This window comes from Kordia aestuariivivens, from assembly GCF_014397005.1.
In the GTDB taxonomy this organism is placed as follows: domain Bacteria; phylum Bacteroidota; class Bacteroidia; order Flavobacteriales; family Flavobacteriaceae; genus Kordia; species Kordia aestuariivivens.
On sequence record NZ_JACGWS010000005.1, the window covers coordinates 1 to 22218 of the forward strand.

19 protein-coding genes are annotated in these 22218 nt (G+C 34.8%); 13 read left to right on the forward strand and 6 right to left on the reverse strand.

Going from position 1 to position 22218, the window contains the following annotated elements; all coding sequences use genetic code 11:
* The first annotated feature begins 408 nt into the window (after window positions 1-408).
* Window positions 409-2901: a T9SS type A sorting domain-containing protein gene (locus tag H2O64_RS09175; protein WP_187561894.1), complete on the forward strand. Its 2493-nt coding sequence runs from the start codon at window positions 409-411 to the stop codon at window positions 2899-2901.
* Window positions 2902-3189: 288 nt separating this feature from the next.
* Here the strand turns inward: H2O64_RS09175 and H2O64_RS09180 are convergent, their stop codons facing one another.
* Window positions 3190-3483, reverse strand: a complete 294-nt coding sequence (locus tag H2O64_RS09180; protein WP_187561895.1) for a hypothetical protein — start codon at window positions 3481-3483, stop codon at window positions 3190-3192.
* A 646-nt stretch (window positions 3484-4129) separates the two neighbouring features.
* On the opposite strand from H2O64_RS09180, the gene H2O64_RS09185 reads away from it, so the two are divergent.
* The 7 genes from H2O64_RS09185 to H2O64_RS09215 all read left to right on the forward strand — a co-directional run bounded on the left by H2O64_RS09185 (window position 4130) and on the right by H2O64_RS09215 (window position 11983).
* Entirely contained in the window at window positions 4130-4831 is a 702-nt protein-coding gene (locus tag H2O64_RS09185) for a DUF6261 family protein (protein ID WP_187561896.1), read from the forward strand.
* A 209-nt stretch (window positions 4832-5040) separates the two neighbouring features.
* Window positions 5041-7680 (forward strand): M4 family metallopeptidase, encoded by a 2640-nt coding sequence (locus H2O64_RS09190; protein WP_187561897.1) that lies wholly within the window; start codon window positions 5041-5043, stop codon window positions 7678-7680.
* A 250-nt stretch (window positions 7681-7930) separates the two neighbouring features.
* Window positions 7931-8494 (forward strand): Crp/Fnr family transcriptional regulator, encoded by a 564-nt coding sequence (locus H2O64_RS09195; RefSeq protein ID WP_187561898.1) that lies wholly within the window; start codon window positions 7931-7933, stop codon window positions 8492-8494.
* A 120-nt stretch (window positions 8495-8614) separates the two neighbouring features.
* Window positions 8615-8809, forward strand: a complete 195-nt coding sequence (locus H2O64_RS09200) for a tautomerase family protein (protein ID WP_187561899.1) — start codon at window positions 8615-8617, stop codon at window positions 8807-8809.
* A gap of 5 nt (window positions 8810-8814) precedes the next feature.
* The gene (locus H2O64_RS09205) at window positions 8815-9231 is read left to right on the forward strand and encodes a DoxX family protein (RefSeq protein ID WP_187561900.1); all 417 of its coding nucleotides are present in this window, start codon (window positions 8815-8817) and stop codon (window positions 9229-9231) included.
* A gap of 318 nt (window positions 9232-9549) precedes the next feature.
* Window positions 9550-10647, forward strand: coding sequence for a ligand-binding sensor domain-containing protein (locus H2O64_RS09210; RefSeq protein ID WP_187561901.1), 1098 nt, complete (start codon window positions 9550-9552; stop codon window positions 10645-10647).
* A gap of 7 nt (window positions 10648-10654) precedes the next feature.
* On the forward strand, window positions 10655-11983 hold the full coding sequence (locus H2O64_RS09215) for a dicarboxylate/amino acid:cation symporter (RefSeq protein ID WP_187561902.1): 1329 nt from the start codon (window positions 10655-10657) through the stop codon (window positions 11981-11983).
* 43 nt (window positions 11984-12026) lie between these two features.
* On the opposite strand, the gene H2O64_RS09220 is transcribed toward H2O64_RS09215, so the two are convergent.
* The 5 genes from H2O64_RS09220 to H2O64_RS09240 form a co-directional block, all read right to left on the reverse strand.
* A complete protein-coding gene (locus H2O64_RS09220) occupies window positions 12027-12965 on the reverse strand; it encodes a hypothetical protein (RefSeq protein WP_187561903.1) in 939 nt (312 codons plus the stop codon).
* A gap of 45 nt (window positions 12966-13010) precedes the next feature.
* Window positions 13011-13583: a hypothetical protein gene (locus H2O64_RS09225; RefSeq protein ID WP_187561904.1), complete on the reverse strand. Its 573-nt coding sequence runs from the start codon at window positions 13581-13583 to the stop codon at window positions 13011-13013.
* An 870-nt stretch (window positions 13584-14453) separates the two neighbouring features.
* Window positions 14454-16973, reverse strand: a complete 2520-nt coding sequence (locus H2O64_RS09230) for a TonB-dependent receptor (protein WP_187561905.1) — start codon at window positions 16971-16973, stop codon at window positions 14454-14456.
* A complete protein-coding gene (locus H2O64_RS09235) occupies window positions 16957-17871 on the reverse strand; it encodes a FecR family protein (protein ID WP_187561906.1) in 915 nt (304 codons plus the stop codon). Before H2O64_RS09235 ends, H2O64_RS09230 begins: the two co-directional genes overlap by 17 nt.
* A gap of 53 nt (window positions 17872-17924) precedes the next feature.
* A complete protein-coding gene (locus H2O64_RS09240) occupies window positions 17925-18449 on the reverse strand; it encodes an RNA polymerase sigma factor (RefSeq protein ID WP_187561907.1) in 525 nt (174 codons plus the stop codon).
* A 113-nt stretch (window positions 18450-18562) separates the two neighbouring features.
* On the opposite strand from H2O64_RS09240, the gene H2O64_RS09245 reads away from it, so the two are divergent.
* The 5 genes from H2O64_RS09245 (at window position 18563) to H2O64_RS09265 (ending at window position 22148) form a co-directional block, all read left to right on the forward strand.
* Window positions 18563-20341: a lipocalin/fatty acid-binding family protein gene (locus H2O64_RS09245; RefSeq protein ID WP_187561908.1), complete on the forward strand. Its 1779-nt coding sequence runs from the start codon at window positions 18563-18565 to the stop codon at window positions 20339-20341.
* A gap of 12 nt (window positions 20342-20353) precedes the next feature.
* Entirely contained in the window at window positions 20354-20830 is a 477-nt protein-coding gene (locus H2O64_RS09250; RefSeq protein WP_235982816.1) for a hypothetical protein, read from the forward strand.
* A gap of 252 nt (window positions 20831-21082) precedes the next feature.
* Window positions 21083-21481, forward strand: coding sequence for a DUF5367 family protein (locus H2O64_RS09255; protein WP_187561909.1), 399 nt, complete (start codon window positions 21083-21085; stop codon window positions 21479-21481).
* Between the two features lie 128 nt (window positions 21482-21609).
* A complete protein-coding gene (locus H2O64_RS09260; protein WP_187561910.1) occupies window positions 21610-21957 on the forward strand; it encodes a 5-carboxymethyl-2-hydroxymuconate Delta-isomerase in 348 nt (115 codons plus the stop codon).
* A 26-nt stretch (window positions 21958-21983) separates the two neighbouring features.
* Window positions 21984-22148 (forward strand): hypothetical protein, encoded by a 165-nt coding sequence (locus tag H2O64_RS09265; RefSeq protein WP_187561911.1) that lies wholly within the window; start codon window positions 21984-21986, stop codon window positions 22146-22148.
* Window positions 22149-22218: the final 70 nt, after the last annotated feature.

Consider the following 22218-nt stretch of genomic DNA (forward strand, 5'->3'; position numbering starts at 1 on the left):
GGGTCGCTTCGCTGTTGGGTCGCTTCGCTGTTGGGTCGCTTCGCTGTTGGGTCGCTTCGCTGTTGGGTCGCTTCGCTGTTGGGTCGCTTCGCTGTTGGGTCGCTTCGCTGTTGGGTCGCTTCGCTGTATATTCTTATGATCCGTCATTACGAACGCTAGTGAAGTAATCTGTTTGTAGTATAACGCGATTGACGGGTTGCTTTGTAGCTTCGCTAGGTATTTTCTATCATAATGTTGGATTACTTTCATTCCGCATTTAATGAGGTGTTATATAGTTATTTATCAATAAATAAGAATTATATTTCAAGTTTGGTAATTTAAACCAAATCCCTAATCAACAAGAGCTTGAATTATTACCACACAGATTATCCATATCTAATAATGCACCCCCTTAAAGCCCTCTAAAACATGAAAAAATTAGTATTATTATTTATTATCAATTGCTGCTTCCAAATGAGTGCTTCGGCTCAATGTGGTCAAACAGGAATAGATTCTGGAGTTTGTTACACAAACAATGGTTTACATGCTATTGCGGTTAATATAGGTTCAGACAGTCCTACTGATCTAATTACTGTCAATTTTACAGCAGGCTCCATAGAGCCTATTTTTGATTTCATCGTTGTCTATTCTGGTCCTCTTGGAAGTGGTACTGGAGGAACTGAGATTTACAATGCATCACAAGATTCAGGTAGCTTTGCAGGATTAAGTTTTACAGCAACTGCACCAGGTGAATACTTAAGTATTTATGTGAACGCAGATGGTTCTATAAATTGTGCGGACTCGGGAGGTATAAGTGCAGTATATAATACATCTTGTTTCGCTCAATGTAACCAAACAGGAGTAGACTCGGGGGTTTGTTATAATAGTACTGATGGTTTACAGGCTATTGTAGTTAATTTGGGCACAGGCAATCCTACTGATGTAATCACGGTCGATTTTACAGCAGGATCCATAGAGGCTTGTTGTGATGAAATCGTGGTCTATTCTGGTCCTCTTGGAAGTGGTACTGGAGGAACTGAGATTTACAATGCATCACAAGGTTCAGGTAGCTTTGCAGGATTAAGTTTTACAGCTGCTGCACCAGGTGAATATTTGAGTATTTATGTGAACGCAAATGGTTCTATTGATTGTAGTTCCAGTGGAAATATAAGTCCTGTATATAATACATCTTGTTCAGTTCAATGTAACCAAACAGGAATAGACTCGGGAGTTTGTTATAATAGTACTGATGGTATGCAAGCTATTGTAGTTAATATAGGTGCTGACAATCCTACTGATGTAATCACGGTCGATTTTACAGCAGGATCCATAGAGGCTTGTTGTGATGAAATCGTGGTCTATTCTGGTATTTTTGGAAGTGGCACTGCGGGAACTGAGATTTACAATGCATCACAAAGTTCAGGTAGCTTTGCTGGATTAAGTTTCACATCAGCACTAGGTGAATATTTGAGTATTTATGTGAACGCTGATAGTTCTGCAGATTGTACTACCGAAGGAAATATAAGCCCTGTATATAATATATCTTGTATAACTCCATCAATTGGATGTGGTCTAACAGGAGTAGACTCTGGAGTTTGTTATAATAGTACTGATGGTATGCAAGCTATTGTAGTTAATGTAGGCACAGGCAGTCTTTTTGATCTAATCACGGTCGATTTTACAGCAGGCTCCATAGCGCCTGATTTTGATGAAATTGTTGTCTATTCTGGTGCTTTGGGAAGTGGTACTGGAGGAACAGAGATTTACAATGCAACACAAGCTTCCTCCGGTACCTTTGCGGGATTAAGTTTTACAGCAGCTGCGCCCGATGAATATTTAAGTATTTATGTGAACGCAAATGGTTCTGGAGATTGTTCGACCCGAGGAAATATAAGCCCTGTATATAATACATCTTGTATAACTCTACCAATAGGATGTAATCAAACAGGAGCAGATTCGGGAGTTTGTTACAATAGTACTGATGGTTTACAAGCTATTGCAGTTAATATAGGTACAGGCAATCCTTTCGATCTAATCACGGTCGATTTTACAGCAGGATCCATAACGCCTTATTATGATGAAATCGTTGTCTATTCTGGTACTTTTGGAAGTGGCACTGCGGGAACTGAAATTTACAATGCAATACATACTTCTAGTACCTTTGCAGGATTAAGTTTCACAGCTGCAGCGCCAGGTGAATATTTGAGTATTTATGTGAACGCAAATGGTATTATTGATTGTACGACCGAAGGAAGTGTTAGTCCAGTATTTAATACATCTTGCACAACTATACCCGTAATTGAATGTAGTCAAACAGGAATAGACTCGGGAGTTTGTTACACTAACAATGGTTTACAAGCTATTGCAGTTATAGGCACAGGCAATCCTTTCGATCTAATCACTGTCGATTTTATAGCTGGCTCCATAGAACCTATTTTTGATTTCATCGTTGTCTATTCTGGTCCTCTTGGAAGTGGTACTGGAGGAACTGAGATTTACAATGCATCACAAATTTCTGGGACCTTTGCAGGATTAAGTTTCACAGCAGCTGCGTCTGGTGAATATTTGAGTATTTATGTGAACGCAAATGGTTTTGCTGATTGTAGTTCCAGTGGAAATATAAGTCCTGTATATAATACATCTTGCCCAACTTTGGGTATTGATGCTGTTCGTTTTGATACTTCAAGTTTGACGATATATCCTAACCCAACATCAAATTTTGTGACACTAAAGAATCCAGAAAATATAAAATTAAAAAACATAAGCATACACGATTTAACTGGTCGCTTGATTAAAACATTAGACACAACGAATGTTACTAATAATGTACAGATAGACTTGTCAGACTTATCGAGTAATATTTATTTTTTATCTGCTGAAACAGAGAAAAGCAAAACAACTTTTAAAGTGATTAAAGAGTAAATCTAATAACAGAAGTGTTTTTTTGTTGATGTCGCTTCGCTTTTGGGTTGCTTTGCTTTTGGATCGCTTCGCTTTTGGATCGCTTAGTTGTTGGGTCGCTTCGCTTTTGGGTCGCTTCGCTGTATATTCTTATGATCCGTCATCACGAACGCTAGTGAAGTAATCTGTTTGTAGTGTAACACGATTGACGGGTTGCTTCTTTTCAATCAAATTGGAAGTTGAAAAATATTGAATTCAGATCAAAAAGTCTAACCTTCTAATGATCTAAATATGTCTAAAAAGCAACGCTTACACGTTTTTTTCTTGTTTCCCGTAAAATTGAATGACTAACTTTCCAAAAACAAAATAGAGTACAAGCACCGTAATTCCTCCAACCAAATATCCGTTTTCTAATAATCCTTCATATCCATAAGTATAGCAGTATAGTATAATGCATAGGACAAACTGAAGAACTGCATACATGATATTTCCTTTTGGACTATAGCCAAACATTCCAAGAAAGTGCGTTTTGGTCAATCCAAAAATTAGATGTGGCATTGCATTGGCTAGTAATGCACCAATAATAAAGTCTATGAGATTCATTTTTTAATATTTTTCTTTGCGGATGTCGTTAAAACTAGATTAATCTCAACTCATATCAAAGTCAGGCTGAAGTTTTAAATCAAAAAAGTCTAACAATCTAAGCTTCTAATGATCTAAATATATCTAAAAAACAACGCTTATGAACTATTTACGACGCTTATACATTTGTGCTAGGATTTTTCGTGGATTTTTTAGAGTTTCATGCTGTAAAACGGAGTTGTGACTCGCTTTCGTTTACTGATGGAAGCTCGTAACATCGCTACAAATATGATGTATCAGTTGTTGGAAAACTGTCGTATGGTTGTAAATAGGTTTCAATAGTTGTTAGAAACTAGATACATTGCTGTAAATACGTTGCAACAGTTGTTGGAATCTAGATGTATTACTGTAAACACATTTCAACACTTGTTGGAGGTTACTTGTATTGGTTTAATAAGGTTCAACAGTTGTTGGAAACTATTAGCATTGCTGAAAACACGTTTTAACACTTGTTGGAAGTCACTAATATTAGTTTAGCATGTTTCAACAGTTGATGGAAGCAATTTACATTGATGTAAATTCAATCCAACAATAGTTTTCTTTAAAATAATTGAATAAAATTACCTGAAAAGGTAAAAAGATTGTGAAATCTTCAAAAACGAGTATAATGAATAAACCCAGATTAGGAAACTATCGAAACAGTGAGTTCCTTCAATATCTGAAAGATGTGTTGGAATTGGTAAATCAGTATGATGTGCAACTGTTAGGAGTAACCGAACAGCGTAATGCATTGGCAACAAGTACAGCAGCATTGGATGCTGTGTTTCAACACGATCAAAGCAATAAAGTTACCCAAGTATTACTCGATTTGGATACGAAACGCGGCAGTATGTACAGCGGAATTAAAAGTATTTTGGAAGGAAATACACATCATTTTGACCTTGTAAAGCAAGAAGCTGCAAAACGTTTGTTGTTCAACTTTACTAGTTATGGTAAAAATGTGACACGCATGAATTACCAGGCAGAAACAGCGACCATAGATAGCATGCTTGCCGATTGGAATACTGATCCTACGATGCAGGAAGCCGTTGTACTGTTACAACTTTCGGAATGGGTTGTAGAATTGCAGCGGATCAATACGTTGTTTAACGAACGTTATTTAGCCAGCATATCGGAAACGGCTGCCAATCCAAGAATAAGCTTTTCCACGCTGCGCAATGATGGTATTGTAGCGTATCGTGCCTTGGTAGCACGTATAAAAGCTTTTATGACCTTGGAAGCGAATGAAGCATACACACAAGTTTATTCCGAAATTTATGAATTGGCAAGGCAGTATAATCAGGTAGTGAAGTTTAGACAAACTAAGTAGTCTGAGGCACTTAAAGACTAATTGGATTGCTTTTTAGTAGGTTCGTAATTTAATGATATGACAAAAACATAAAATTTTTATAGACATTTACTTCATCTAATCAAGTGTATACATATTCAATTGATAAATACCGTTTATCGACTCATTATATTTTTAGGTTGTATTCTTAACAATCTTTGTTTTCAATTAAAATTATAAATCATATAATTATGGAAACAAAAAAAAAGTTACTTGCTTTTTTAAAGCAAGACCCACAACTAAAGTTTAAGTACAATGAGCAACAACAAACGGTACAATACCTAAATGGAAAACTCGCTACTTTGTCGAAAGATTCGAAAAGTTGGGAAAAGGAATTATGGGAATTTGCAAACAAGCATGCTGATTTGTTTGGGAAGATTGACCCAGAATCGACCAAGCTAATTAATGAAGCAAAAGATACGGAAAAAGGAACAACATTTACGTATCAACAATACCATGAAGGTATTAAAATTGAAGGAGCTGTCGTTCAATTCAATGTAAATAAAAAAGGGAAGTTAAAAAGAGTGAAAAACTTATTACAATCAAAAATTCCCATTTCTGCAAAGCCTAAACTAAAGGCCGATGTGGCTTTTAAAAACATTAAAAAAGTAATTCATAATACGGAAGGTACTTATGATAAGCCAGCGTTATTGTTTCATATCGATAAAGAACAGACATTGCGCTTAAGTTATTTATTCACCTTAAAAAGAGAACGCAATTGCTCAGAAAAAGAATATCCTATGTTGGCAGAACATCATGGAGGTTCACATATATGGAAAGTATATGTAGATGCACATACAGGAGCGATTATCAATTATTACGATAATATGCAAACAATTTCTACTGTAGGAAATGGTACAGGCGTATATTCTGGTACGAATACTGTTAATGCTTGGGACGACGGAACTACTTTCTCGCTAAGAGACACCACACGAACTGGTGGCTTAGGTCCAGTAATTAATACCAATGACGGATCTACTATTTCTGTGGATGCTGATAATAATTGGAATAATAATACGACAACGCCAAGAGGCGCTAATCAAGGAGCAGAAGTAGATTCTCATATCTATACTTCGGATGTGATTGATTATTTTAATACAGTACACGCTAGAAACAGTATTGATGGTTTGGGTGGAAATGTATTATCCGTAGCACATTTCGGCACTAACACCGATAATGCCTATTGGAACGGAACTCAAATGCTAATTGGTGACGGATCAGGAGCTGCTCCAGGATTTGATTATTTATGTACTGATGATGTAATTGCACACGAATTTGTACACGGAGTAACACAATATACGTGTGGACTTATCTATCAAAATGAATCGGGAGCGTTAAATGAAGCTTTTTCCGATATTTTCGCTGCCTTTATTACTAATAATTGGCTTATAGGTGAATCGTGCTGGCTAAAAACGACTGCTCCTGCATTGCGAAATATGATTGAGCCTACTAATGGAGGACTTTGGAATGTTGCTGATCCTATTAATAGCGTTATTAACGGACACCAACCTTCTCATTATTCGCAACGTTATATTGGATCTGCTGATAATGGTGGCGTGCATATTAATAGTGGTATTATTAATCACTTATTCTATCTATTAACGATAGGAGGAACACATACTATTAGTGGTATTACTGTAAATGCAATTGGTCAAAATATTGCCGAAACATTATTGTATAGATGCATGACTGTTAATTTAGTAGGACAGCCAAATGCTACTTTCTTAGATTTTAGAGCTGCCATGTTAGATGCTTGTCTTGATTTATTCCCTACTGATTTGAATGTGTTAACACAGGTGAAAAACGGATTTAACGCTGTGGGTATTGGTCCTGATTTATATGTTAGAGACAATATTTCTGATACAGGCGTAGAACCTTATCCAGGAGGAGCTCTTTGGAACAGTCCAGATATTATAAATCGTCAAAATATTGTTAGCAATCCAGCAGGTACTTTAGGTAATATGAGCAATGCTAATTTATCGCAAAATATTGAAAGAGGGCAAGATAATTTTGTGTACATACGATTACAAAACCGAGGAGCTGCAAGTGGTGATGTAACTATCAATGTATTCTTGTCGCCAGCTACGACCTTTGGCTCTCCCGCTTTATGGATTCCTGTGGGATCTGATGTGCAGTTGGGAATTGCTCCAGGAACGAGTAGAGTATCGAATACGATTGTTTTTCCAGCTGCCATGATTCCGGCAACAGGACACTATTGTATGATTGCTGTAATAAGTGATGCTTTAGATCCTGCGCCAGATCATACATTAATATCCAATTTATCAGAATATCTCAATTATGTTAGAAATACAAATAATATAGCGTACAAAAATATGAATGTGGTCGATGTGCTTCCTAATCTTGTAGGTAATGTGTCTGTACTTATTGAAAGGTTTCAAAGTTCAAAAGATATTTATGACATTGAATTGGATTTGGAAAATTTCATACCCGGAGCGAAACTCGATTTAAAAGCAAATAGAAAGGCATTTAAATACGCCAATTTTAAAGGATTAAAGCTTGACCGCAGATTAAAAAGAAAATCTGTTCTAAAAGTGCTTGACGTTGGTGAACTTAAGGAGAACTTAATTTTTAATACGATGACTCCAGCAACCATACAAACTGCAGGTATTGCTGGCGACTTTGTAAAAAAAGAAGTGCATGCAATAAAAAATATTAAGTTAGTGAGAGATGCAGCTTTAAAATTATCGTATAAGTTGCCATCAAAAGAAGTACTAGACAAACTACCTAAAAAAGAGTATTCATTAGTAGTGAAACAATTATGGGAAGGAGAAGTTCTTGGAGCCTTTACGGTAGTATTTAGGCATAAATAGTAAGTATACATACCGACTCTGCTCAAACTACTTCAATTGTAGCATATTGAGCAGAGTCGAAATGTTGGACTTGTTCCCGCGGAGGTGGAAATCTAGACTTTGAAACAAGAGTAGCGCAAAACAGCAGAAATATATACATAAGTTGCAGGGAAGAATTTTAAGTTCATCGAAAATCCATTAGATTTGTAGCGAAACATACATTAACTATAAAGGAAATAGATCCTTTATTCTATTGTTAGCAAGAATTAAAATGATGCATCCTCTGAGACAACATATTGAAGAAATAATCAGCCTTACTGATGAAGAGTTTGATTTTGTTTTGAGTCATTTTGAGCAAATCAAAAAACGGAAGCATCAATATATAGTGCAAGAAGGAGAAATTGTCAATAAAGAATATTGGATCATAAAAGGGTGTCTAAAAAGTTATTTTATTGACGATACAGGAAAAGAACATATTCTTCAATTTGGAATGGAAAATTGGTGGATTACAGATTATGAATCTTTTGTAAAACAAACCAAGTCTAAAACCGCTATTGATTGTATTGAAGATAGTGAGTTACTATATATTTCTTTTGAAAATAGAGATAAACTGACTGCTCAAATGCACAAAATGGAACGCTTTTGGGCTAAAAAAAGTAAAATTGGTCGTATTGCACTTCAAAATAGAATTCTATCCTTATTGAAAAACTCTTCGAAAGAACGGTACAACTTACTTTTAGAACAATATCCAAAACTTTCCCAACGTGTTCCTAAAAAAATGATTGCTGCCTATTTAGGTGTTTCTAGAGAAACACTTAGCCGATTAAACTCATAACTTTATTTCTTTCAATTGTCACTACATGTGACGTATATCACTTCAACGAAGTGACAAACCTCCTTTCTGAAACTTCAGGTTCTTAGCACCTTTGTACGGTAATTAATTTAATAAAAAGTTATGCCATACATTAATATTAGAGTTACTGACGAACAAGTAACACAAAAACAAAAACGTCAATTAATAGAAGGTGCTACACAACTAGTTGTAGACATACTTGACAAAAACCCAGAAACAACCCATGTCGTTATTGATGAAATTCCATTAGGGAATTGGGGAGCGAATGGAAAACAGTATTTAGGAACTAAAAAATAAAGAGAATGAAAAGTTTACAAAGAATTCAAAATAAAGACACAGGACTCCTAATTCATCGAGTGAGTATAAGCGTACTAATACTATTTCATGGTATTGCGAATATGTCTTCTAACTATTCCTTCATCAAAACCTTATTAAGTGGTGTAGGCTTGCCAGCGTTTATTGCCTACTTTGTGTTTATTGGAGAAATAGTGGCACCACTATTAATTATAGTAGGCTATAGAGCAAGATTAGCCAGTTTGATAGTAGCGTTTAATATGCTAATAGCAATTTTGATGGCGCATACATCTGATATCTTTTCCTTAAATCAATTCGGAGGTTGGGCTATAGAATTACAAGGGCTGTATTTATTTGGTGCAGTTTCACTTGTTTTCTTGGGAGCAGGAAAATACGCAGGATCATCAAGTTCAATTTGGGATTAAACTAAAATAACGTGAGCTCGATATAATAAACCACTATTACAAACCCAAAACTCCATAAAATCAGCACTTTGTCACTTCGAGCGCAGTCGAGAAGCTAAGAAACAAAACATTGAAAGTGAAGTTATATCGAACTCACGTTAAAATAGTAAAACAAATCCAACAACGATTATAATTAATTGTTGGTGCAAACTGAATAGAAAATCTGCAAGGGCTTTCTATTCAGTTTGTATTTACTAAATTAGCTACTTAACCATACGGAAACACGTTTACTCCATTGTTGTAAGCAAGCTAAAAATGGAAAACCAAAGAAAAAAGCGCATGAGTTTAAAGATGATACCATTTAAAATACTTCTAATCATGGGGATTTTAGCTGCATTTTCTTCATGCAACGGACAAAGTAAATCAAAAAACGATCATACTTCTGAAAAAGCGATTCCGCTTGGGAACGTTGTTTCGGAAATTGGGCAAAAAATTGGGCTTATCTTCCAAGATTCTAAAAATAATATTTGGTTTGTTGGAACTGATCAAGGAGCTTATAAGTATGACGGGGAAAATCTGGTTCTTTATACTGTTAAAGATGGATTTATTGGAAGTACTGTTTTGGGAATCCAAGAAGACAACTTTGGAAATATCTATTTCGACACCACAACAGGTGTAAGCAAATTTGATGGAAAACAGTTTACAACTTTAGAGATCGTAGAGAATAGTGCTGTTAAGAATGAATGGAAGTTAACACCGAACGATTTATGGTTTAGAATGGGTTGGGAGCATAGTGGTCCTTATCGATATGACGGAGAACGTTTATACCATTTACAGTTTCCAAAGAATAAAATGGAAGACGAATTTAATTCGAAATATCCGAATGCGAGTTTCAATCCTTATGGCGTTTATTATATCTATAAAGACACGAAAGGAACAATGTGGTTTGGCACTTCTAGTTTAGGGATCTATCAATATGATGGAAATGATATTCGTTGGATGTATGAAAAGCAGTTAACCGAAACACCTGAAGGCGGTTCTTTTGGGATTCGTTCCATTGTAGAAGATACAGCTGGATATATCTGGATTTGCAACCCAAAATACAAATACAAAATACTACCCGATAGCATACAAACGGATGCGCTCAAACCACTACACTATCAACGAGTGCTTGGAATTGAACGTAAAGAAGTAGAAAGTTCGTATTTTATGTCAATGACTTTAGATGATACTGGCGATTTATGGATGGTAACCTACAATAATGGTGTTTGGAGACATACTGGAACGGAACTCATTCATTACCCAATGAAAGAGGGCGATGCGGATGTTTTACTATTTTCAATATACAAAGACAATCAAGGAGTGCTCTGGCTAGGAACACATAACGCCGGAGTGTATACGTTTACAGGGAAATCATTTGAGAAATTTAAACTATAAACCCACCATGTTAGAAATTACATCGCTTAATAGTTTAGCAGTCCATTTAGATCGCCTTATAAAAGGGCGTTTATGGCTTAAGGTAATTATTGGATTGGTTTTAGGTGTTGGGTTTGGAATGTTAATCAATCCGTCTACAGGACTTGTTTCAGAAGATTTTAGTTTGTCCTTAGCCAATTGGCTCGATTTACCGGGTCAAATATTTATGAGGTTAGTTCAAATGATTATGATTCCGTTGATATTTGCGTCTATTATTTCGGGAATTGTAGCCAACACCTCCGAGAACTTAAAATCCTTTGGATTACGACTGTTGTTATATTTCGTTTTTACGACAGTGATTGCCATCACTATTGGTTTGTTCGTCACACTCATTATGAAACCCGGTGAATATTTTTTTAAGTTGGGAGGATTTCCAGACAATGGAGAAAAGCTACCCACAGAAGCTACTGAACAAACAAGCTTGATGGAAAACATTCCAGAGACTATTTCTAAGCTCATTCCAAACAATCCATTGGAATCCATTTTAACGGGAGAAATGCTCGGTGTCGTCATATTTACCATCATCATTGGTGTTGCGATTACCCAGCTCAAACACGATACTGCAAGACCTATCATTCGTTTTACCGAAGCAATTCAAAAGATTTGCATGATTGTCGTTTCATGGGCAATGCGGCTTGTGCCGTATGCTGTATTTGGTTTAATAGCTGCCTTGTTATCCAAAATTGGCATTGAAATATTTCTTGGTTTGGGATATTATATGATCGTTGTTATTATAGGGTTGATCCTCTTAATGATCTTTTATTTGATACTCGTCTTTGTTTTCACGCAGAAGAATCCTTTTCGATTTTTGAGCTTAATCCGCGAACCGCAGCTCTTGGCATTTTCTACCGCCAGTTCCGCAGCTGTGATGCCAGTATCGATGAAAACAGCAGATGAGAAATTAGGCGTATCTTCTAACATTAGTGATTTTGTGATTCCAGTTGGGGCAACCATAAACATGGATGGTACGGCTTTGTTTCAATGTGTGACTACCTTGTTCATGGCGCAAGCGTATGGCATTGAGCTTACCATGATAAACTTAATATTAATCACCGCTACAGTTGTGGCCGCGTCCATCGGAACGCCTGCCATTCCGGGTGGTGGAGTCATTATTCTTGCATCCGTACTACAGAGTGCAGGAATTCCAATAGATGGACTTATTATCATTATTGGAATCGATAGAATTTTAGGAATGTTTAGAACAGCCGTGAATGTAACCGGAGACCTAACGGCAAGCGTCATTTTTAATAAGTTTTATGGATCGGATACGGAAGTAGTGGTTGCTAAGGAAGAATAGGGTTTCAAAATAAATTCTAATCATTTTAATAATCTAATATTATTCATGATTTTAATTTTTTAATTGCATCTTTCATTGATTTAATTTCAGATTTTTCTTCTTGTATCTTTCTAATCGTAAATTCAAGAATGATTTCAATGCTATTAGCTCTTTTTAAACATTCTTCCTCCGAAATTGAATGTAATCCACCAGAGGTTTGTTTATATAATAATTTAATAGGATTTTCACCAAGTTCTTTAAGAGAATTTGGCAAATACGCGTATATGTTCTCGTAGATAGTACTTGTAGTTTTATTAGCATGATATTTGTCAAGCAATTTTTGGATTTCATTGGATTCTGAATCAGGAAGTTCCTTGATCTCATTAATTATATTAATTAGTTCTTTTTCTATTATTCTTCTAAAGTATGCAAATGCCCCTATACCCATTCTTAATTTCAACAAACTCTTTGCTTTAAACAACCAATTATTACTTTCTCTATCGAAATGTTTAGAAATTGCTTTGTCAACTTCAACCTTTTTAATATCAGAACAACCAATTTTTCTTATATAAATGTTTGTATTAGGAAAATTATTTTCATGCCTTTTATCTAATCTAATATTCCTAATATTATCACGAATGTTAGAAATTGGTTTATTACTAAATACATTTAATAAAAAATGAATTTTATGTTTATTACAAGATTGACAATTACCTAATATCCAAAAAGTATAATCTAACTTTTCATCAATAAAATTTTCCTCAGGAATTGTATTATATTCATGGTTAAACATATTAGGACTAACTCTAGACTTTAAAGTATTTAATATACTATTTGGAAACTCTAACTCAAAAGGTCTATTAGAACGTTCTTTAGGGCAGAAATATTCAAACCTCTGTGATCTAAATTCACTGTAATCAGTATAATGTTCATTGTTTAGAGTATAACCTTCTAATAATAAATACTCTTCATAAAGTTCATAATTTTCTAAAAAATCTCTCATTTACAGTGTATTATCTTAATTTATTAAACTTATACTTCTATTAATTTATCTACTCAATCCAGCGTTAAAAGCGGCTGCAACTAAAACTGCAATAATTGGGATTATGATTGGCCACAGTAGTATCATTTTTTCTTTTTTATTCAAGCTTGTAATTTTTAAAAAATAACCTAAAAACAATACAGGAGCAAAGAAAGCAATAAAATTTATAGGATAAATAACTATTCTATACGCAAATGTAGCTAACCAAAAATTAAAAGCTATAATAAAAACAATAGGTAGTGAGTCTTTTAAATTATTTGATTTGATGGGTTTTTCCTCCCAAAATAATAATCTTAATAGAGAACCATAAATCATTGTATTCACAATAATTAAATTAATCAACGTTTCACTAAGATTTAGATGGAAAAATTCTAATAATGTTTTTATCGGTTCTATTATTGTAGAATTATAAAATTCAATCCCAACTAAAATAAAGCTTTTCCATTTAAAAATTGTTTCCGATAAAGAGGCAATAGCATTTAGATTAATAAAAGATGTTAAAATGACTAAAATTTTTAACGATAAGGAAGCATTTTTCCATTTATTTTTTAATTCATCTATGTCTCCGAGTAGTCCCATTTATATTTGATTTAGCGATTTTACTTTGCTGAAAAAAGAGTTTATTGCTTGCATTTGTTAGTGTTAGGTAATTTTCTTGTTATTTTATCTACTCCATCCAGCGCTAATTGCTGCTAAAACGAGAACTAAAAGAATCGAAATTATTATTGGTAGAAATATTATAATTTTTTCTTTCCTAGTTGATCTTCTTAATAAAATATATAATGCAAATAAAAAAATGAGCATGAAGCAAATATCAAATAATATATTTTGACTACTTCCTTCTAGAACTATTAAAAGTACTATTACAGGGAAAAAAGAGTAACAGAAAGAAAAAATAATATGTGTAAAATTTAATGTACCTCTATTAGTTTTAAATTTATACAATAAATATCGTAACAATGATCCACAAATTATATTACATATAAAAATAAGATTTATTGATTGTATAGAATACTGTAGATTTAAAAATTCAAATAGTCTTTTTATTGGATCGACTATAGTTGAGTTATAAAACTCAATTCCAACAAGAAAAAAACCTTTCCATGCGAAAACTGTATCTGATATTGAGGCTATAGGACTAAACGTGAAGAATACAATGAAGAGAAAAATAACTTTTGAACTCTTAGAGGATTTTTCCCAATATTTTTTTAATTCATCTATGTCACCTAGTAATCCCATTTATATTTGATATGGTTATAACAATAGTATCTTTTGCCACTTCTTTCACACAGTTATCAATTTATTTGATAATAGTACTAAAAAACAGTGCACCATTCTTACGGGTTTCCGTAAAAAAAACAAAAGATTTGTTATAAGCGTAATCACAAACAGTCTAAGTTCGAACTTTTGATTTAAGAGTTAAAGATGCTTCATGAATTTATCTAAGCATCAAAAAAACAATCGAAACGATACATTAGGCGTCATTCCTAAAGAAAATTGTGTGGTTTCATCAATACGGTCGTCAGTCACATCAAAAAACTGCTCTATTTGGTTTTCTCTATCTAGTATGTTCCAAACGGCGAAGGCGACATCGGCTTTTAGTTTGGGACTGATTTTTATTTTATATGCTGCCGATAGATCTAAGCGCATATAATCATCCAACCGTGAACTATTGGTGGTATTGAAGTTTATTTCCTGATTGATGAGTTCGTTTCCTAAAACGGGTTCGGTAATCGGTTTTCCAAAGCGCCAATTGAATCCCAAACCAACTTTTAAATTCTTTTGCGTATACGTTATTCCTGAGGTAAACGCATGCGTAATGTCAAAATTACTTGGAAAACGAGCACTTTCTAGTTCTTTAAATTCATAGTCGTTCTTCATGAACGAATAACTAATCCAGGTGTTGATGTTGGCGATTTTTTTTCTGACTAAAACACCCAATCCAAGCACTTGATAGTTTCCTTGACTCTTGGTAAATTCAAATTGATTTTGAAATCCTTGACTTTGTGACGTAATTCCTGTTACTTTTTTGTGATAGGCTTCAACACTCGCTAACCATCCGTGATCGTTGTAACTAATGCCTGTGGAAACTTGTTGACTCTTAATCACAGGAATATCTTGATCGTTGGACAGTTGCCATCTTCGTTTTTCGATGCCTAAGAAATCATTTTGAAAGTTGATGATTTGTGAGGTGTTTTGATGCTTTAATTCTCCTAAAACTTCCACCGTAAATTTGTCTGCAACGATTTGAGTAAAACTAAAACGCGGTTCCGTAAGGTGCTTTTTGAATTTGTCTATATAATTGTGGCGAACGCCTAGTTTTAGATATGTATTCTGATCATGAGAAGTATAGGTTGCCTGAGAGAATACACCATGTGTTCGGACTACTTCTGAAACGAGAAAACGAAATACAGGTTCGTCAACATCATCTAAATTCGTGACTTCGGTTTCTACAAAATGATAGCCGCCAAGCACGGTTAGTTTGTCATTCAGCAAATATTCAACTTGTAATTTTGCGCTTGTTTCTGAAACGCTGTTTTCTTGTAAAAACCGTTGCGCATCTAAGATATTTACATTGATGGCTTTGAGTCTGTAATCGGTTTCATAGACTTCTAGCGTTGTGATGAACTTATCGCGCCAGATATTTCTATAAAATAATCCCGCAGCAAAACTATTCTGCGTTAAGCTACTTTCCCGCGATTCCTCCATCATATCAATGGTTGCCGTTTCATTAAAATTTAATTTATTAGAAACCAGTATCGCGTTTAAACGTATTTCATTCGTATCATTTATTTTGTAGAGCCAACGAAACGATGCATCATAAAAATCAAAGGTCTTGTCCGAATTTATAATATTTGGCTGATTTTCTTCCACTTCGGTATTTTCTTCTATGCGTTCAAAATAGGCTTTGTACGTTGGTGTTTCTACAAAGTCGTTCAGCGATTTTCGGGCAGCCACCTGAATGGACGATTTCTTTCCCAATGGCGCATCTACAAAAGCATTCACATCTGTAAAATTAGCTCCAATACTCGCTTTTAATGTCTGATTGAGACTTTTGTCCGTTTGCATGCTGATGGTTCCGGAAACACCATCTGTATAGCTGGGATCGCTTCCGTTTTTGAGTAATGAGACTTGCTGTGTAATTTGCGGATTGTACATAGAGATCAATCCGAAGAAATGTCCCGATTGATACATTTTGATGCCATCCCAAAGCAATAAGTTTTGATCGTGTGTGCCACCGCGAATGTTAATGTTAGAAACGGTTTCATTCGTACTTTGGATTCCTGGAAACGCTTGAACGGCTTGCAATACATCATTTTCAATCATGCCCGGTAGCATGTCAAAACTTTTAAAGTTGATGTTAAACGAACCGTCAGTCATTTTATGAATTCCAGAAGTTATATAATTTGAAATGGTAATTTGTGAAAGACTTTCTGCTTGTGAACGCATGTAAATAAATCCGCAATCACTTTTAAAAAAACGCTCGTAGCTTCTCAAAATCGTTTTATAGCCGATGTGTCGGATGCTAATCTGTTCTTTTAGACTCCGAATGCGCAACTGAAAAAAGCCGTTTTCATCCGTTATTGTTGCAGATTTATCACCTTGTACCGTTGCGGATACGATGGGTTTGAGATTGTCTTTATCTTTGAGATAGCCACACAACAGCAATTCGTCTCTAAGCTTTACAAGAATGAACTTTTCATCGACTCGTGTAAACGTCAGTGCTGTATTTTTTTCTAAATAGGAGATGATTTCGGAAAGCGACGTATATGCTGGCGGAGTTGTAACAGAAACATCCGCAACTTGATCTTCTGCATAGTTAAATTGTACATTAAACTGCGCTTGAAGTTCTTGTAATATAATCACGAGTTTTTTTGTTCCTTGGTCGTTCACTTGTGCGTGAATCGAAAAAGAAAGGCTCAACACCAACGTTAAGAAAATCGTTCGTATGTTATGGCTGTTTGTCATAAATTATGACGCTGTTGGTTGCTTGTAGTTCATATTGCAAGTTCATAGGTTCTGCGATGGTCATGAGTGCATTTTGCAGGTTTTCATGACTAAATCCTCCTGTAAACAAGCGATTTTCATTCGTATTTTTGAATGAGACTTTAATATCAAATTGACGTTCGAGTTCCACGAAAACTTCTTTTATTGGAACTGCTGTAAACGAACTATAGTTTTGTGTCCAACTCGGTGCTTTTGCTGCGATCTTTTTCTCTGTAAACTTTCCATCATAAATTCGATAACTATCACCAACAGTAAGTTGCCGTACAATCGTATCAGAAACTACTTTTACAATTCCTTCATAACAAACCACTTCAAAGTAATTTGCACGTTGTTTTACATTAAACTGAGTTCCTAATACGGTTACCGTTCCGTCCTCGGTCACGACATCAAACTTTTTTCCTTTGGCTACTTTAAAAAAAGCTTCCCCCGAAAGTTCTATTGTTCTGTTGGAATCCCAATCTTTCTTGGTATAGGCAATGGATGAAAGTGCATTTAGCGAAACTTCGGAAGCATCAGGAAGTTCTATCGTTGTTTTTTCTCCCGCAAGGGTAATAATTGTTGAGGTTGTATTTAAAAAGAGTGTAAAGTAAATTCCAAACGCAAAGACTAAAATAGCAGCTACACGCAGTATTGGATATAGCGCGCGTACTTTTTTAGCAGGTTTTTGTTGCTGCTGCTGATAGCGTTCTTTAAATGTATTAAAATCAGCAACCGTATTGACTTCCGAAGCTTTGAATTGAGTCGCACTTTCTATGATTTTCTTATTGAATTCATAATCGTCCTGTGCTTTTAATTCAGCTGCTTCAGCGTCAGTCAAATCATTATTTAACCATTTTTGTAATAAATTATCTTTGTCCATGAATCTCGCTCTTTACTATTAGTATAACAACCGTACTTCGTTTTCTCCTGAAATTATTTTAATTTGAATCCTTCTAATTCTTTTTTAAGGATGGCAAATGCCGAATACACTCTGTATTCTACCACTTTTGTAGTAACGCCTAAAAGCTCCGCAATTTCTCTGTGTTTCTTGTTTTCAGCTTTGCTTAATAGAAACGCAACTCGGAATTCTTCCTTCATATTTGCCAATACTGCATTGTATCGTTCCAAAAACTGATTTTCTTCCATCAAAAATTCAGGCGTTTCGTTGGTATGATTTTTAGGAACAATTTGCCGATGTTTTAAGACTATTTTCTGATGTTTTATTTGGTTTAATACCAGATTGTTTGCGACGGTAAATAAAAAAGATTTTGCTTTCGCGAAGGATACCTTTTTGCAATTATCCCATAGTTTAATAAATGCTTCTTGCGTCGTATCGTTCGGATTGCAAAGGTTTCCGTATTTATAATATAGGTAGTCGTGTAAACTTTTTGAAAAGCTATGGTACGTTTTTTCAAAAACGCTTTCTTCACATATATGGTCTTCGGGTATTTTTGGCAAAGCAGTTGGTTTATAAATGTAATGTACACAAAAAAAAATAAAATAAAAATCAGGAGTTTTGCAAAATGGGTTGTTCTATTAGCAAAAGAAAGAACTAATTAAATAATACAACTATGAAAATTATACAAAACCTTTTAGCAGTAAGCATTCTATTTGCGATGCTGACATTTACTTCTTGCAGAACAGAAGAAGTTGAAATTATTGAAGCGCCTCAAGAAGAGGTACTCGTAGCAAATTCACCAGCCGCTATACTTATGAAGAACATCGCCACCAATGATGGTTCAGCGGATAATATTATAGACAACTCAAACTGCTTTAATATTCTATTGCCAGTTACGGTGTTTGTAAACGGATTGGAAATTATTGTAGATTCTGAAGACGATTTTAATACGATAGAAGCTATTTTTGATGAATTTGAAGACGATAACGATGATTTGCAAATCCAATTCCCAATTGTGATTGTTGCTGCAGATTATACACAAATCACCATTAATAATTTAGCAGAATTTACAGCCTTATCAGCCAATTGTAATGGCCCGAATGTGAGTGATGATGATATTGAGTGTTTGGACTTTCAATATCCGATTATAGCATCTATCTTCAATGCAAACAATGAATTGTTAGACACCATTACGATTCAAACGGATGAGCAGATGTATAATTTTATAGACACTATAAATGTCAATGATATTATTAATATTCAGTTTCCGATTACGGTGACAACTTTTGATGGCTTGACAATTACCGTAAATGATTTTAACGAACTAGTATCGACCATTAATGATTATGCAGATGCTTGTGATGAAGATGATGATAATGATTATAATGATGATGATTGTAATGATTGTACAGACAATCAACTCACAAATATCCTTACGCAATGTACTGACTGGACTGTTGATAAACTAGAGAGAAACGACATTGATTTAGAAGATAATTTCACAGGCTATACCTTTAATTTTACGGCAAATGGAACAATCAATATTACTTCGGTAGGCGGAAATTACACCGGAACTTGGGCAGCTTCAGGCTCAGGAAATAATATCTCGGTAACCGTTACCGTTCCTGACTTCACAGACTTAAATAATACTTGGATTTTACACGAAATAGAGCAGGACGGCGAAACAAAAGTTGATTTGAGACTTGGCGATGATCGTTTGCGTTTTGAAAGTGATTGTACAGGTACTGGCGGCGGAAATGTTGATGATACAGCCTTAACGAATGCACTTACCATGGGCGATTGGTACATTACGTATTACTTTGATGATGCAGATGAGACTGCAAATTATAACGGCTATGTTTTCAATTTTGCATCAGATGGAAATGCTACAACAACTATTTCTGGAACAGCAACTCCTGGATTTTGGACAACTTCTGCGGGTGATCAAACTGCATTGGAATTGAATTTGAATTTTGGTACTTCGGTTCCTTTAGATGAATTAGCGGAAGATTGGGACGTATTGGAAGTTACAAATGATATCATACGCTTGAAAGATATTAGTGGCGGCAATGGTTCTAATGATTATTTAACCTTTGAACGCAATCCTTCTGGAGGTGGTCCAAATAACCTGTCTATCGTATTAGGTAGTGGCAATTGGGTTGTAAGTTCATATACAGATGATGGAGTCGATGAAACTGCTGATTACAACGGATATCAATTAAATTTTGATAGCAATGGAACTGTTATCGCTGACAACGGAACACCTATAAACGGTACATGGACAACGCAAAGTTCAGGAAGCGTATTGATATTAGATTTTGGAACGTCAATGCCTTTTGATGAGTTGAATGATGATTGGGATGTGGTTTCTATTACTTCCACACAAGTCAAAGTACAAGATGTAAGCGGCGGAAACGGCGGAACAGACATCTTAATATTAGATAAACTATAAAAACTTTATATCATGAAAACAACAATTTATTATGTCTTTTTAGTAATGATTAGCTTTTCATTAATGTCTACTACGTGTGATACTGATGATATGATAATAACTGATAACTCCATGATTATTAATGAAGTCATCAACATTGCCGAAACGGACTCGTGGAGAATTACAAGCTATATTGATTCTGGACAAGATGAAACCACCGATTTTACCAACTATGACTTTACGTTTCAGTCAGATGGAACACTCATTGCTACAAATAGCACAGATCAAGTTGCAGGTATATGGTCGGTAACGGATAGTAACAGTAATGACGATAGCTCAAGTGACGATGATATTGATTTTAATATAAATTTCAATGTAGCCACGACAAGCGTATTCTTTGATTTGAATGACGATTGGGATATTGTAAGTTATACGTCCACGACCATTAGTTTACAAGATGTCAGTGGTGGAAATGGCGGAACAGATACCTTGGTTTTTCAGAAAAATTAATATTCTAAAAATAGATTTTTTTTGCCCCCACAGTTGGTTAGTTAGCAAACTGCCCTTTATATTTTTAAAGGGCAGTTTTTTGTTTGTGTCCTTGTTTGAAAGCTGAATTCAGATACATCACTTAAAAATGTCCGTTTGGCGTAAACTGTCAAAACATTGTCCTGTACGGTCAAATAGAACGCATGACTTTTCATCAATTTTGCAGTATCGCAACACTACTAGTTGACGATGCTAACACAAAATTATAAAGACATGAAAACAAAACGCGCCATTTTATTAGGCATCGCCATTTGGGTAATTGGCATCCTATTTTATTCTATTTCTTATGCAATACCTATTTTAGAACCTGCAGATACACAAGCAAATATTGTTTTGTTTGTTGTTGTAATGCCATTAGTTTGGTTCGCTTGTGCATTTTATTACAAAAAAGATCACAAAACGCATGGTTTCAAAGTTGGTCAAACAATGTTACTTACGGCTGTTGCTTTAGATGCATTCATCACAGTACCATTTTTTGTGATGCCAAATGGAGGAAATCATTATAGTTTTTTCACATCCATAGGATTCTGGATCATTGCTGCTGAATTTTTACTCGTAGCAAGTTTATATTGGTATGCACGTGTGTATACTAAACATTCTGTTTTAAATTAGTAGTTTTGAGGATTATTAAAATTAACAGATCACGCTATTGTAATAGTCTTATTAACAGGATTATGTTTTGCATGGACTAATGCAATAACACTAGGAATTGAGAACTAAAAATAAATTCAAATAACAATATGCCACACTTTGTAATAGATTGTTCAGAAGACATTATTGCCATGAAATCAGCAGAGGAAATAATGCAAAATGTATATAATACAGCAGAATCCACTCAACTTTTTGACAAAGTAGATATTAAAGTAAGAATCAATTCTTTTAAGCATTATAATATTGGAAATTCCAAGGATGATTTCATTCACATTTTTGCCAATATCATGGAAGGAAGAACGACCTCTCAAAAAGCAAACCTTTCCAAATTAATAGTAACAGAACTGAAACAAATGTTCCCAGAAGTTCCAATTATTTCTATGAACATAAGAGATTTTGAAAAAGCTACATATTGTAACAAATCAATGGTTAGTTAAATTTTAAACTCATTAAAACACATACTATGAAAAATAAATATAGTGCCATAGGTTTAGTTTTTGGAACCGGAATTGGTCTTTGTGTTGGTATCCTGACAGATACTATTGCAATTGCAATTTCTTTAGGAGCAGGCATTGGTTTAGTTCTTGGAGTTGCACTTGGAACTGAAGTTAAAAAAGAAAATGAATAGTAACAACAACTAACAATTGCCGAAATTATAATCTTATGAAGGTCGCCTCGAACTCTAGTTAATTAATAAT

Excerpts from the sequence above, each read along its gene's own strand:
- H2O64_RS09225 (WP_187561904.1), bottom strand. The coding sequence starts at position 13,583 with ATGGGACTACTCGGAGACATAGATGAATTAAAAAATAAATGGAAAAAT.
- H2O64_RS09265 (WP_187561911.1), top strand. The coding sequence starts at position 21,984 with ATGAAAAATAAATATAGTGCCATAGGTTTAGTTTTTGGAACCGGAATT.
- H2O64_RS09175 (WP_187561894.1), top strand. The coding sequence starts at position 409 with ATGAAAAAATTAGTATTATTATTTATTATCAATTGCTGCTTCCAAATG.
- H2O64_RS09180 (WP_187561895.1), bottom strand. The coding sequence starts at position 3,483 with ATGAATCTCATAGACTTTATTATTGGTGCATTACTAGCCAATGCAATG.
- H2O64_RS09185 (WP_187561896.1), top strand. The coding sequence starts at position 4,130 with ATGAATAAACCCAGATTAGGAAACTATCGAAACAGTGAGTTCCTTCAA.
- H2O64_RS09230 (WP_187561905.1), bottom strand. The coding sequence starts at position 16,973 with ATGACAAACAGCCATAACATACGAACGATTTTCTTAACGTTGGTGTTG.
- H2O64_RS09260 (WP_187561910.1), top strand. The coding sequence starts at position 21,610 with ATGCCACACTTTGTAATAGATTGTTCAGAAGACATTATTGCCATGAAA.
- H2O64_RS09205 (WP_187561900.1), top strand. The coding sequence starts at position 8,815 with ATGAAAAGTTTACAAAGAATTCAAAATAAAGACACAGGACTCCTAATT.
- H2O64_RS09190 (WP_187561897.1), top strand. The coding sequence starts at position 5,041 with ATGGAAACAAAAAAAAAGTTACTTGCTTTTTTAAAGCAAGACCCACAA.
- H2O64_RS09215 (WP_187561902.1), top strand. The coding sequence starts at position 10,655 with ATGTTAGAAATTACATCGCTTAATAGTTTAGCAGTCCATTTAGATCGC.
- H2O64_RS09245 (WP_187561908.1), top strand. The coding sequence starts at position 18,563 with ATGAAAATTATACAAAACCTTTTAGCAGTAAGCATTCTATTTGCGATG.
- H2O64_RS09220 (WP_187561903.1), bottom strand. The coding sequence starts at position 12,965 with ATGAGAGATTTTTTAGAAAATTATGAACTTTATGAAGAGTATTTATTA.
- H2O64_RS09210 (WP_187561901.1), top strand. The coding sequence starts at position 9,550 with ATGAGTTTAAAGATGATACCATTTAAAATACTTCTAATCATGGGGATT.
- H2O64_RS09250 (WP_235982816.1), top strand. The coding sequence starts at position 20,354 with ATGAAAACAACAATTTATTATGTCTTTTTAGTAATGATTAGCTTTTCA.
- H2O64_RS09255 (WP_187561909.1), top strand. The coding sequence starts at position 21,083 with ATGAAAACAAAACGCGCCATTTTATTAGGCATCGCCATTTGGGTAATT.
- H2O64_RS09195 (WP_187561898.1), top strand. The coding sequence starts at position 7,931 with ATGATGCATCCTCTGAGACAACATATTGAAGAAATAATCAGCCTTACT.
- H2O64_RS09235 (WP_187561906.1), bottom strand. The coding sequence starts at position 17,871 with ATGGACAAAGATAATTTATTACAAAAATGGTTAAATAATGATTTGACT.
- H2O64_RS09200 (WP_187561899.1), top strand. The coding sequence starts at position 8,615 with ATGCCATACATTAATATTAGAGTTACTGACGAACAAGTAACACAAAAA.